Annotated in this window: 9 protein-coding genes; 8 read left to right on the forward strand and 1 reads right to left on the reverse strand. The window is 64.9% G+C overall.

Features of this window, described 5'->3' with window-relative positions:
* Nucleotides 1-45 precede the first annotated feature (45 nt).
* Nucleotides 46-2,601, reverse strand: a complete 2,556-nt coding sequence (gene glgP / locus ACO6D6_RS03455) for an alpha-glucan family phosphorylase (RefSeq protein ID WP_484783260.1) — start codon at nucleotides 2,599-2,601, stop codon at nucleotides 46-48.
* A gap of 56 nt (nucleotides 2,602-2,657) precedes the next feature.
* On the opposite strand from glgP, the gene ACO6D6_RS03460 reads away from it, so the two are divergent.
* The 8 genes from ACO6D6_RS03460 (at nucleotide 2,658) to ACO6D6_RS03495 (ending at nucleotide 12,473) form a co-directional block, all read left to right on the forward strand.
* Nucleotides 2,658-4,658, forward strand: coding sequence for a maltotransferase domain-containing protein (locus ACO6D6_RS03460; RefSeq protein ID WP_484783416.1), 2,001 nt, complete (start codon nucleotides 2,658-2,660; stop codon nucleotides 4,656-4,658).
* Nucleotides 4,659-4,661: 3 nt separating this feature from the next.
* Complete coding sequence (locus tag ACO6D6_RS03465; RefSeq protein WP_484783261.1) at nucleotides 4,662-5,903, forward strand: maltokinase N-terminal cap-like domain-containing protein; 1,242 nt, start codon at nucleotides 4,662-4,664, stop codon at nucleotides 5,901-5,903.
* Between the two features lie 10 nt (nucleotides 5,904-5,913).
* Nucleotides 5,914-7,809, forward strand: a complete 1,896-nt coding sequence (gene glgB / locus ACO6D6_RS03470) for a 1,4-alpha-glucan branching protein GlgB (protein ID WP_484783262.1) — start codon at nucleotides 5,914-5,916, stop codon at nucleotides 7,807-7,809.
* Nucleotides 7,785-8,582, forward strand: coding sequence for an NUDIX hydrolase (locus ACO6D6_RS03475; protein ID WP_484783418.1), 798 nt, complete (start codon nucleotides 7,785-7,787; stop codon nucleotides 8,580-8,582). The genes glgB and ACO6D6_RS03475 overlap by 25 nt, the downstream gene beginning before the upstream one ends.
* A gap of 88 nt (nucleotides 8,583-8,670) precedes the next feature.
* Nucleotides 8,671-9,699 carry a siderophore ABC transporter substrate-binding protein gene (locus ACO6D6_RS03480; RefSeq protein ID WP_484783264.1) on the forward strand — a complete coding sequence of 343 codons (1,029 nt, stop codon included), beginning with the start codon at nucleotides 8,671-8,673 and terminating at the stop codon, nucleotides 9,697-9,699.
* Nucleotides 9,696-10,709, forward strand: coding sequence for an ABC transporter permease (locus ACO6D6_RS03485; protein ID WP_484783266.1), 1,014 nt, complete (start codon nucleotides 9,696-9,698; stop codon nucleotides 10,707-10,709). Before ACO6D6_RS03480 ends, ACO6D6_RS03485 begins: the two co-directional genes overlap by 4 nt.
* Nucleotides 10,702-11,721 carry an iron chelate uptake ABC transporter family permease subunit gene (locus tag ACO6D6_RS03490; RefSeq protein WP_484783268.1) on the forward strand — a complete coding sequence of 340 codons (1,020 nt, stop codon included), beginning with the start codon at nucleotides 10,702-10,704 and terminating at the stop codon, nucleotides 11,719-11,721. Before ACO6D6_RS03485 ends, ACO6D6_RS03490 begins: the two co-directional genes overlap by 8 nt.
* Entirely contained in the window at nucleotides 11,718-12,473 is a 756-nt protein-coding gene (locus tag ACO6D6_RS03495; protein WP_484783270.1) for an iron ABC transporter ATP-binding protein, read from the forward strand. The genes ACO6D6_RS03490 and ACO6D6_RS03495 overlap by 4 nt, the downstream gene beginning before the upstream one ends.
* Nucleotides 12,474-13,073 lie beyond the last annotated feature (600 nt).

Consider the following 13,073-nt stretch of genomic DNA (forward strand, 5'->3'; position numbering starts at 1 on the left):
GCGTGCCGGTGGGGCGTGGGCTGGTCCCCGCCTGCACGGCCCGGCTCACCTGATGACGGCGGACAGCCCCATCTCGGAGTCGCTGGCCAGCAGCGGATGCGAGGGCACCATGCGGGCCAGGCAACCGATCTGTCCCGCGTAGCGAGTGGGGATCTCGGCGACGAACCGGGTCACCCCGTCGGCCTCCCCGACGGGAACCGTCGGGTACTTGCGGATGTCGTGGAGCCTGTCCTCGTTGTCGACATCGCCGAAGATCAGCTGCACCGCGACGTCCTCGGCCCTCAGGGCACCGAGCCGGACGTCGACGGTCGGACGCAGGACGGTGCCGGTTTCGAGCTGCCCGATGACACCGACGTCGAGGCCGACGACCTGGGCGGTGTGCCAGTCGCGGCGGACCCGTTCCTTCCACTTCGCCAGGTCGGCGGCGACGTCGTCATCGTTCCGGGCGGCGAGGGAACGCGCAGCCGGGGTGTAGTAGTCGGTGACGTAGTCGCGGACCATGCGGGAGGCGAGGATCTCCGGGCCGAGCTCGGAGATGCAGTCGCGCATCATCTTGAGCCACTCGGTGGGGTTGCCGTTCGCGTCGAGGGTGTAGAAGCGTGGGATGATCTCGTTCTCGATGATCGAGTAGAGGAACTCGGCCTCCGCGGCGTCACGCTCGGCCTGGTCCGTGATGCCCTCCGCCGAGGGAATCTCCCAACCGAACCTCGGCGAGTACAGTTCGTCCCACCAGCCGTCGCGGATGGACAGGTTCGCGGCGCCGTTGAGGGCTGCTTTCATGCCGGATGTGCCGCAGGCCTCGTAGGGGCGCAGCGGGTTGTTGACCCACACGTCGCAGCCCGGGTACAGGGGACGCGCCAGGGACATGTCGTAGTCGGGCAGGAAGACCAGTTTTCCGCGCACGTCGTCCTGGTCGGAGAACTGCACCATCTGCTGGATCAGCGACTTGCCGATGTTGTCGGCGGGGTGGGCCTTGCCCGCGATCACGATCTGGATGGGCGTGGTGGGGTGGTTGAGGAGGGCCTTCAGGCGCTCCGGGTTCGACAGCATCAGCGTCAGGCGCTTGTAGGAGGCGCCGCGGCGGGCGAAACCGAGGGTCAGGACCCGCGGGTTCAGTGCCTCGGAGGTCCAGTCGGCGGGGATGCCCCGGGCCTTGCAGGACTCCGCCAGGCGTTTGCGCGCCATCTGGATCATGGAGGAACGAAGCTGCCGTTTCAGGCCCCAGAGGGTGTCGTCGTCCACTTCCTGGATGGCGGCCCAGTCGTAGCCGTCGACGACCGTGCTGGCGTCGTCGGTGTGCGCCTTCAGGATCTCCAGGAGCTCCGGGTGGATCCAGGTGCGGTGGTGGACGCCGTTGGTGACGGAACCGATGGGCACCTCGGTGGCGTCGAAGTCCGGCCACAGGCCGTTGAACATCTCCCGCGAGACCTCGCCGTGAAGCTTGGAGACACCGTTGGCGCGTTGGCCGAGCCTCAACCCGAGGACGGCCATGTTGTAACGCGACGGGTCGCCGCCGTGGTAGGTCTCGGAACCGAAGGACATGATGGCATCCAGCGGCAGCCCGGGATCGAAGTTCGCGAACTGGTGCTCCACGAGGCTCTTGTCGAAACGGTCGATTCCCGCCGGCACGGGGGTGTGGGTGGTGAAGACGGTTCCGGCGCGGGTCAACTCGATGGCAGTGGGAAGGTCATGCCCATCGGCCAGGTACTCGCGGATGCGTTCGAAACCGAGGAACCCGGCATGGCCCTCGTTGCAGTGGTAGACATCGGGCTGGGGACGACCGGTGATCTCGCAGTAGCGGCGCAGTGCCCGGACACCACCGATGCCAAGGACGACCTCCTGCGCGAGACGATGCTCGGTGCCGCCGCCGTAGAGCCGGTCAGTGATGTTGCGGGCCTCGGGGTCGTTGTCGTCGCGGTCGGTGTCGAGCATCAGCAGCGGGATGCGGCCGACGGAGGCCACCCAGATGGAGGCGAAGACCTCCCGCCCGGAGACCTCCACGCTGATCTCCTGCGGGTTCCCGGCGGAATCCAGCAGGCGGGCCACGGGCATTTCGTTGGAGGGCAGCACCGGGTAGCGTTCCTGCTGCCACCCGGAGGCGTTCAGCCACTGCCGGAAATACCCGAACCGGTAGAGAAGGCCGACCCCGATCAGGGGCAGGCCGAGGTCGGAGGCCGCCTTCAGGTGGTCGCCGGCGAGGATTCCCAGGCCACCCGAGTACTGGGGAAGCACCTGGCTGACGCCGAACTCGGCGGAGAAGTAGCCGATGCCCGCGGGCGCTCCCTTGTTCTCGGCGGCATAGCGCTGGAACCACAGGTCGGCGGAGAGGTAGTTGACCAGATCGTCGTGGAGGAGACCCACGTTACGGGCGAAGACGTGGTCGGCCGCGAGCTGCTGGACCCGTTCGGGACGCACCGCGGACAGCAGTTTCACGGGGTCCTCTCCCACTTCCTCCCAGAGTTTCGGGTCGATTGCCCGGAAAAGATCCCGGGTTTCCTGATGCCACGACCAGCGAAGATTCTTCGCCAGCGCATCGAGCTTCGCGATGCGTTCGGGCAGCACAGGATGAACGGTGAATCGTCGGAATGCACGCACGAGCATAAATTACATTGACTCACCCCGGCACACGAAACCCTGAAGAAGATAGGGTGGTTCCTGTGAACCACCCCACACCAGCCAGAGCACACCTGCGACGCACCGAAGGCGGTTTCGGCCGCATCCCGGTAACGGGGGTTTCCCCCGTGATAGCCGACGGCGCCTACCCGGTAAAGGCCGTGGCGCATGAACGAATCCTGATCAGCGCGAACGTGTTCCGCGAGGGCCACGACGCCGTGAACGCATCGGTGATCCTCACCGCCCCGCACGGAACCCAGCGCCGGATCGACATGACCCAGGTCGAACCCAAGGGGCTCGACATCTGGCAGGCCCATGTCCGCATGGCGACCGAAGGGGACTGGACCTTCCGCGTCGAGGGCTGGTCCGATCCCTGGGGCACCTGGCGCCACAACGCGCTTGCGAAGCTGCCGCTGGGCATGGACGTGGAATTGCTCTGCCTGGAGGGCCGGGAGCTCTTCCACGAAGCGGCCGAGACCGCCGAGCAGTCCCGTGTGATGGCGGCATCCCACCTGCTACGCGCCGCGGCCGAGGCGCTGAACCCAAACACCCCCGTCAACGAGATCGAGGATCTGATCAACTCGCGTCCCATCGAACGCGCCATGGCGCGGTTCGGCCCCCGGGAAGCGATCTCCGCCACCCAGGAATACCCGATCCGCGTAGAACGCCGCCGCGCCCTCTACTCGTCCTGGTACGAGTTCTTCCCGCGCTCCCAGGGGGCCATGCGCGACGAGGAGGGCAACTGGATCTCGGGTGGTTTCGACTCCTCGCACTCGCGTCTCGAGGCGATCGCGGCGATGGGTTTCCACGTGGCCTACCTGCCCCCGATCCATCCCATCGGTTCGGCCTTCCGGAAGGGGAAGAACAACAGCCTCGACCCGACCCCCGACGACCCGGGGTCCCCGTGGGCCATCGGCTCTCTCGACGGCGGGCACGACGCCATCCACCCCGACCTGGGTGACCTCGAATCCTTCGAGCGGTTCGTCGCGAAGGCGAAATCCCTCGGACTGGAGCTGGCCCTCGACCTCGCCCTCCAGGCCTCCCCCGACCACCCCTGGGTGCAGGAACATCCCGAATGGTTCACCACCCGCCTGGACGGGACCATCGCCTACGCGGAGAACCCGCCCAAGAAGTACCAGGACATCTATCCCCTGAACTTCGACAACGACCCCGAGGGCATCTACCAGGAGGTGCTGAGGATCGTGCGGCTGTGGATCGACCGCGGCGTGACGATCTTCCGGGTGGACAACCCCCACACCAAACCCGTGGAGTTCTGGGACTGGTTGCTGGAGCGGGTGCACGAAACCAACCCGGAGGTCATCTTCCTGGCCGAGGCCTTCACCAAACCGCAGATGATGGCGGCCCTCGGTAAGGTCGGTTTCCAGCAGTCGTACACGTATTTCACCTGGCGTGTGGCGAAGTGGGAGCTCACGGAATACCTGACGGAGCTGAGCCGGGACATGGCCCCCTACTACCGGCCCAATTTCTTCGTCAACACCCCGGACATTCTGCCCTTCCACCTGCAGTCCGGGAATCCCGCGATCTTCGCCATCCGCGCGATCCTGGCCGCCACACTATCGCCCTCGTGGGGCGTCTACTCGGGTTTCGAGCTGTTCGAGCACACCCCCCTGGCCCCGGGACGTGAGGAATACCTGAACTCGGAGAAGTACGAGTACCGCCCACGGGACTTCACCGAGGAACCGAACCTGAACCTGCTCCTGGGGACCCTGAACGGGATCCGCGAGAAGCACCAGGCCCTGCAGCAGCTGCGCGACATCCACTTCCACCACGCCCCCCACGACTCGGTGATGGCCTACTCGAAACACGACGGGGACGACGTCATGCTGATGGTCTGCTCACTGGATCCGGACAACACCGTGGAGTCCGAGGTCTACCTGGACCTCCCGGCCCTGGGGCTTCCCCCGGGAGCTGCCGTCGAGGTCCACGACGAGCTGTCGGGCGACACCTACATCTGGGGTGAGAAGAACTGGGTTCGCCTTTACCCAGGCAGGCCCGCCCACATCTTCCACGTCACCTCACGCTGAACCATGAACCGCAACCACGACCCACTGCTCGGGGCGCTCTGGAAGCTGGCCGAAAATGCCCGGTGGTTCTCCGGGCGTTCCCGCGGCGGGGTTCCCCGCCAAGTAGAACTCACCGACTGGTTCCGGCCGCCGGGAGAAGCCGGCCCCGGGCTGCGAAGCGCCCTGCTGGAGGTGGCCTACCCGACGGGGGAAACAGAGAGGTACCACGTGCCACTGGCCTTCCACGCCGCCGGGGACTGCCCCACGGAACCCTTGGCGCGCATCGAATTGGAAGGAACCGGTTTCGATGTCGCGGAGGTCGCGGACGAACCCGCCGCGATGACCGCGCTGCTCGACTGCCTGTCCTCCGGCGCACCGGGTTTCGTGGCCACCCGGGAGGTTCCCTCCGGGCTCCCGGGCCGCCGCTACCGCGGGGAACAGTCGAACACGTCGATTTTCTTCGGGGACCTGATCGTCGGAAAGATCTTTCGTCGCATCGAGAACGGCCCGAACGTCGATGTCGAGATGCACCGGGCCCTGTCCGGTTCCGGTGCGGTGGCGGAGCTTTTCGGCTGGTGGGAGTGGCGTGGGGCGCACCTCGGGGTGTTCCTGGAGGCGCTGCCCGATCCGCGCGACGGGTTCGTCGAGGCCTGCCGGGCCGCCGGGACCGGAACTGGTTTCACCGAGCAGGCCCGGGAACTGGGCCGCCAGCTGAACCGGGTGCACGACCTTTTGGCCAGTCGTTTCCCCACCGGCAGACTGCACGGGCGGAAACTGGTGGCCCAGTTCCGGGCACGACTGGACGCCGCCGCATCTGAGGTTCCGCTGCTCGAGAGGTTCCGCGGCCCGGCGCTGCGGGCCTACTCCGTCATCGAGGAACTCGAGTTGCCGATCCAGCGCATCCACGGGGACTGCCACCTCGGTCAGGCGCTGTCGACCCGGAACGGCTGGCGCTACGTCGACTTCGAGGGCGAGCCCATCAAATCGTTGCAGGAGAGACGCGAACCCGATTCCCCGCTGCGGGACGTGGCCGGCATGTTGCGCTCCTTCGACTACGCCGCGGCCAGCGGAGGCGCCCCCGAGGGCTGGCGGGACGATGCCCGGGCGGCCTTCCTGGAGGGTTACGACGGCACCGCCGGAATCCTGGCGGAAGCCCTGCTCGCCTACGAGGTGGACAAGGCCGTCTACGAGACGGTCTACGAATCCCGGAATCGCCCCACTTGCCTCCGTATCCCGGTAGATTATCTGACAGGCATCGAGTCTTGAGGAGCTGACAATGGCGCATGATCCGTTTGGCGGGCTGACCGGCTGGGACCTGGAAGGATTCCACAACGGTGGCGACACCGAACTTTGGAAGCGTCTCGGCGCCTTCCAGTGCACGGTCGAGGACGACGAGAGGGGGCCCATCGAAGGCGTCAGGTTCGCGGTCTGGGCGCCCAATGCTCGCGCGGTGCAGGTGATCGGTGACTTCAACTGGTGGACCGGCGACCCGATGCAGCTGATTCCCGGTTCCGGGGTGTGGGGCACCTTCATCGAGGGACTCAAGGAGGAAACGCTCTACAAGTTCCGCATCCAGGGACCCGACGGTGTCTGGCGGGAGAAGGTGGATCCGATGGCCCGGTTCTCCGAGCAGGCCCCGGCCAACGCCTCGATCGTCTACGAGTCGAAGTACGTCTGGTCCGATGACGAGTGGATCGCGAAACGGGAGCAGTCGAAGCTCTACAAGGAACCGATGAGCATCTACGAGGTGCACCTCGGCGGTTGGCGGCGCGGCAAGAGCTACCTGGACCTGGCCGAGGAACTCGTCTCCTACGTCAAGTGGCAGGGCTACACCCACGTCGAGTTCATGCCCCTGGCGGAGCACCCGTTCGAACCGAGCTGGGGCTACCAGGTGACCGGTTACTACTCCCCCACGAGCCGTTTCGGCAAACCCGACGATCTGCGTTTCCTGATCGACAAGCTCCACCAGGCCGGGATCGGTGTGATCCTCGACTGGGTGCCGGGACACTTCCCGAAGGATGACTGGGCTCTGGGTCGTTTCGACGGTACCGCCCTGTACGAGCACGCCGACCCCCGTCAGGGCGAGCACATGGACTGGGGAACCTACATCTTCAACTACGGCCGCAACGAGGTGAAGAGCTTCCTGGTCTCCAACGCCTTGTACTGGCTGTCCGAGTTCCACATCGACGGCCTGCGGGTCGACGCCGTGGCCTCCATGCTCTACCTCGACTACTCGCGCGCCGAGGGCCAGTGGGTGCCGAACAAGCACGGGGGTCGCGAGAACCTGGAGGCCATCGACTTCCTGCGCTACGTCAACCGGCACATGTACGAACGCCATCCGGGGACGATGATGATCGCCGAGGAGTCCACCAGTTTCCCGGGGGTCACCAAACCCGTCGACAAGGATGGGCTCGGTTTCGGTTTCAAGTGGAACATGGGCTGGATGAACGACACCCTGCGCTATTTGGCGCTGGATCCGGTCTACCGCCAGTACGAGCACAATCTTTTGACGTTCGCGATGGTCTACCAGTACTCGGAGAACTTCATCCTGCCGATCAGCCACGACGAGGTCGTGCACGGCAAGGGTTCGATGATCAACAAGGTGCCCCAGGACGACTGGCGCAAGTTTGCCACTCTTCGCGCCTTCTACTCGTTCATGTGGAGTTTCCCCGGCAAGCAGCTGATCTTCATGGGTTCCGAGTTCGCCCAGCGCCCCGAGTTCAACGAGGCCACCAGCCTGGAGTGGTGGGTCACGGAACTCTGGGGTCACGGAGGCCTGCAGCGACTGTTCCGCGACCTCAACACGATCTACCGCGACAATCCCCCGCTGTTCGAACTGGACAACGCCCCGGAGGGTTTCACCTGGATCAACGCCGACGACAGGGGGCACAACGCCTTGAGCTGGGTGCGCAACGACTCCCGGGGAAATCACGTGGCCTGTTTCACCAATTTCTCCCCCGAGCCGCTGCGTGACTACCCCGTCGGGCTGCCCATCGACGGCGAATGGGAGGAAATCCTGAACACGGACTCGGAGGCCTACGACGGCTCCGGGCAGTTCGGCAACCTGGGTGTGGTCACCGCACACGACGAGCCGTGGGGACATTTCCCGGCCAGCGCCGAGGTGACGATCCCCCCGCTGGGTTCGATCTGGTTGCGGCGCAACGCCAAGTGAGCGACTTCAGGGTCCAGGTGGACATCGTCGGCGGGGTGGGCCAGCTCCGCTGGGAGGAACAGGTGGTGGACGCCGCCACTCTGGAGCGGGCGGTTTCCCTGGCCGCCGACGACGCCATCCTGGCCCACGACCTGCGACGGTTGCAGTGCGACATACCGGCCACTGACCGGGCCGCCATGGTCGCGCTGCACCGCTGCGGTTTCCGGCGGGAGGGCAGGTTGCGTTCGGCCCTGCTCACCCCGTCGGGGCGCTTGGTGGACGTGCTGATCTACGCCCGGCTGGCCGTGGATCCGGTCTACGGCCCGCACGGTTTCTCCGGGGTGATGAACTCGGTGCTGCCGACGAAACGCGTCATCGCCCACGTCGTCTTCCGCGACGAGACCGGCCGGGTGCTGCTGACCGAGACGACCTACAAGGACGACTGGGAACTCCCCGGCGGGGTGGTGGACCCGGATGAGTCACCCCGCGCGGGGGGCCGCCGCGAACTGCTCGAGGAAATCGGCCTCGACATCGATCCCGGTGAGCCCGCCATCACCGACTGGATGCCACCCCACCTCGGCTGGGGCGATGCCATCGAGTTCATCTACGACGGCGGTGTCCTGCCCGGCCCGGTCGCCCGCCGCATCGCTCCCCGGGACCGGGAACTCAAGGCGATCCACTGGGTCCCACGCGAGGAGCTCCCGGACAGGGTCAGCGAGTTGTCGGCCCGGAGAATCAACCTGCTTCTCGACGGTTACCGGGGTGCCACGGAGAACGGGATGCGGATTCCCTGATCGGGTGGCCGACACACCACCCCTTACCTTTTCGCAAAAGATAGGGTTGACTTACCTTGCCCGAATCCGGCAACCGCATAGGAGAACCGTGAGTATCCCGAAGACCCGTCTGTTACCCGCCTTGGTCGCCCTCGTGAGCGTGAGCATCGGCCTCACCGCCTGCGGCGGCGCGAACTCGCAGCCGAGCGACCCCGCCAACGCCTCACAGTCCGCCGGGGCGACCACCGTGACCATCCAGGACAACCGTGGCTCCGTGACCGTCCCGGTGCCCGCCAAGAGCGTCATAGTCACCGACAACCGCCTGTTCCAGCCCCTCCAGGAATGGGGGGTGAAGCTTTCTGCCGCCCCGCAGGAGATCATCGCGAAGGGATCCCCGTACAAGACCGACAGTTCCATCGTGAACCTCGGGGACCACCGGGAACCCAACATGGAGGCCGCAGTCGGGGTCCAGCCCGACCTGATCATCAACGGGCAGCGTTTCAAGGACAAATACGACCAGTTCAAGCAGCTGACCCCCGAAGCCGCTCTCGTGGACATCGACATCCGCGACGAGAAGGACGAAAACGGGAAGCCCAAGTACAAGTTCGACGAGGAGTTGAAACGCCAGGTCACCGTGGCCGGGGAGATCTTCGGCAAAAAGGACGAGGCCGCCAAGCTGGTGAGCGATTTCGACGCCTCGATCGCCCGGGTGAAGGCCGCGTACAAGCCGGGTTCCAAGGTGATGGCCGTCATCGTCTCGAAGGGCAAGGTCAACTACGCGGCTCCCGGTTCCGGGCGCACGCTCGGGCCCGTCTTCGAGATCCTCGGTCTCACCCCCGCCCTGGAGAGCCAGGGCAGCAGCGACCACCAGGGCGACGAGATCTCCGTCGAGGCCATCGCCCAGTCCAACCCGGACTGGATCCTCGCGATGGACCGCGACGGCGCCATCACCGCCGAAGGGGAAACCGTCACCCCGGCCTCCGAGGTGATCGCGGGTTCCGCTCCCCTGCAGAACGTGACGGCAGTCACCAAGAAACAGATCGTCTACATGCCCGCCGACACCTACCTCAATGAGGGCATCCAGACCTACACCAAATTCTTCAACGACATGGCCGACGCCATGGAGAAGCCTGCGTGACCGAACCGAAAACCGCCGGGGACGAAACCGACAGCCGAGTCCCCGGCGGTGTCACATCCCGGCAACGACTGTTCACCGCTCCCCTGCTGCTGGGTCTTCTCGGGCTCCTGGCACTGACCGTGCTGTCCCTGCTGGTCGGTGTCTATGACGTGTTCGGTTCCCCGGACGGCGCCTACATCTTCGCCCTGACCCGCATTCCCCGCACCGTTTCCCTGCTGCTGGCGGGCTCCGCCATGGCCATATCGGGCCTGGTGATGCAGCAGATCTCCCAGAACCGTTTCGTCGAACCAACCACCACCGGAACCACCGAGTGGGCGGGTCTTGGACTGCTCTGCGTGCTGATCCTCTACCCGGAGGCACCTTTGATGGTGAAGATGGTGGCCGCCATCGTCGCCGCCTTCGGGGGCACGATGGTGTTCTTCCTGGTTCTGAGGCGCATCCAGTTGCGTTCCGCGATGATCGTCCCGATCGTCGGCATCATGCTGGGCGCGGTGGTCGGCGCCGTTTCTTCCTACCTGGCGCAGGCCACCAGCATGCTCCAGACCCTGGGGATATGGTTCCAGGGCTCGTTCTCCGCAGCGATCCAAGGACAGTACGAACCGGTGTGGGCCGTGGTGATCGTGGTCATCGGGGTCTTCCTGGTGGCGGACCAGTTCACGATTGCTGGTCTCGGAAAGGACGTCGCGACAAATGTCGGGCTCGATCACCGGAAGGTCGTGCTGCTCGGCACCGGAATGATCGCGGCGGTCACCGGCATCATCACCGTGGTGATCGGCAACCTTCCCTTCCTGGGATTGGTCGTCCCGAACATCGTCTCCCTGCTTCGGGGCGACAATCTGCGTTCCAACCTGCCGTGGGTCTGCCTGACCGGGGCCGCGATGGTCACGGCCTGCGACATCGTGGGCCGCCTCGTGATCATGCCCTTCGAGGTTCCCGTCGGCACCATCCTGTCGGTGGTCGGGGCGTTCGTGTTCGCCTTTCTCCTGTTGAGGAGGCGGAGAAATGCCTGAGACGATGACGCGCACAAGGCATGGCGCCTTCGCCGGTCCCCGGGAGGCGCGGCGCTACTGGGCCGCCCTGGCGGTCCTGGTCCTCCTGGCCCCGGGCGTCTGCTACTGCATTCTCGCCTGGCACAATCCCATGCCCGTGGGCTCGCCCGGTTTCTGGCGGATCGCCCAGGTGCGAGCCACATCCGTGGCCGTGATCCTGGTGGTCGCCTGGTGCCAGGCACTGGCGACGGTCGCCTTCCAGACCATCACCAACAACCGGATCATCACACCCTCGATCATGGGTTTCGAGTCGCTGTACCGCCTGCTCCAGACCAGCATCGTGTTCTTCTTCGGCATCACGGGGTTGACCAGCATGGACAGCACGGGACAGTACCTCATGCAGGTCGGGCTCATGGTAGCCCTGGCGGCGCTGCTCTACGGCTGGATGCTTCGGAACGAGCGCGCCAACATCCACCAGACGCTTCTGCTGGGCATCGTCATCGGGACGGGACTCGGCGCCCTGTCCACCTACATGCAGAACCTCCTGAACCCGTCGGCGTTCGACATCCTGAGTGCCAGGCTCATCGGCAACATCTCAAATGCCGACGTGTCCCAGCTGCGGGTCGCGATTCCCCTGGCCCTGGTCGCTGGTGGATTGCTGCTGGCGATGTCACGAACCCTCGACGTGCTGGGGCTGGGACGCGACACAGCCATCGGCCTGGGCGTGGATCACCGCCGCAATTCGCTGGTGATCCTGATGTTGACGGCGGTGTTGATGGCCGTCAGCACCTCGCTGGTCGGCCCCATGTCGTTCCTCGGTTTCCTGGTGGCGATGACCGCCTATCAGCTGTCCGACACCCACGAGCACCGGTTCGTCCTCCCGATGGCGTGGCTGGTCGGTGTGGTGATCCTCGGTGGCGCCTATTTCACCCTGCGGCACATCTTCTACGCCACCGGCTCCGTGGGCATCATCATCGAGGCGGTGGGTGGCACCTTCTTCCTCATCCATCTACTGAGAAAGGGACGGCTGTGATCCTCGTAGACTCGGCCCTGAAAACATACGGCTCCACGACGACCATCGGTCCCTTGGAACTCAAAATCCCCAAGGGCGGCATCACCGCCCTGGTGGGTCCCAACGGGGCCGGCAAATCCACGCTGCTGACCATGATCGGGCGCCTGCTGGGAATGGACGCCGGCACCATCGAGGTGGCAGGCATGAACGTGGCGACGGCCAAGTCCAAGGACCTCGCCAAGGTGCTGTCCGTGCTTCGTCAGGAGAACCATTTCGTGACCCGGCTGACGGTTCGCCAGCTGGTTGGTTTCGGTCGTTTTCCCCACTCGCGGGGACGCCTGGGCGTCGAGGACATCGAGATCATCGAGCAGGCCATCTCCTTCCTGCGCCTGGAGGAGATCGCGGACCGTTTCATCGATGAGCTCTCGGGGGGTCAGCGGCAACGCGCCTACGTGGCCATGGTGCTGGCCCAGGACACCAAATATGTGCTGCTGGACGAGCCCTTGAACAACTTGGACATGGCCCATTCCGTGCAGATGATGCAGCACCTGCGCAGGGCCGCGAAGGAACTGGGACGCACGATCGTGATCGTGCTGCACGACATCAATTTCGCCGCCACCTACGCCGACACGATCATCGCCATGAAGAACGGGCAGGTGGCGGCCAGCGGCAAACCGGAGGAACTCTTCCGCGAGGAGGTTCTGACGGGGATCTTCGAGACCCCGGTGGAGATTATCCCGGGGCCGCACGGACCCGTGGCCGTCTATTTCTGATCCCGGTTCGGGCGAAGGCTCGGATACCGGCGGCTTCAGACCAGCCCTACACCCTCGATTGTGAAGAGCCTCGAAAGGGACTTCACGGCTGATGCTCCAGTTCTGGAAACTGGTGGGTGACATCACCTATATTCACACCCGGGAAGGATTCGTGTACCTGGCAGGCCGTGATGGGGCCACTCTGCTCAAAAAGAATTGTTGGCTACGCCATAGCAGGGACACATACGAACCGAATTGGTCCAAAACTCTCTGGAAATGGCGGTTCGGAACTGCCATCCCATCAAGGGTATGACGATTTTTCATGTCGAGTCCGGGGATTGCAGTACGCGTCCACTGACTACACCGCCACCATGAACAAATATAGCATCCACTGCTTCGGTGGGAAGAAGCGGCGTGTACCACGTACAGCGCAGCAGCAGATATCATTCAACGCCACCCGCGCAGGAAAGAAATCGTCAACCAGCAGGATCTACCGCACCAGAAGAAAAGCAATCAAAGAGGTGACATCATGGATTGAACACTGACTGCGATCAGACCAGGCTTCATTCCTCGCTCGGGTACCGCACCCCGAACGAAGTCCATCAAGACATGGGGGGAAAC

The organism is Arachnia sp. (genome assembly GCF_057238465.1).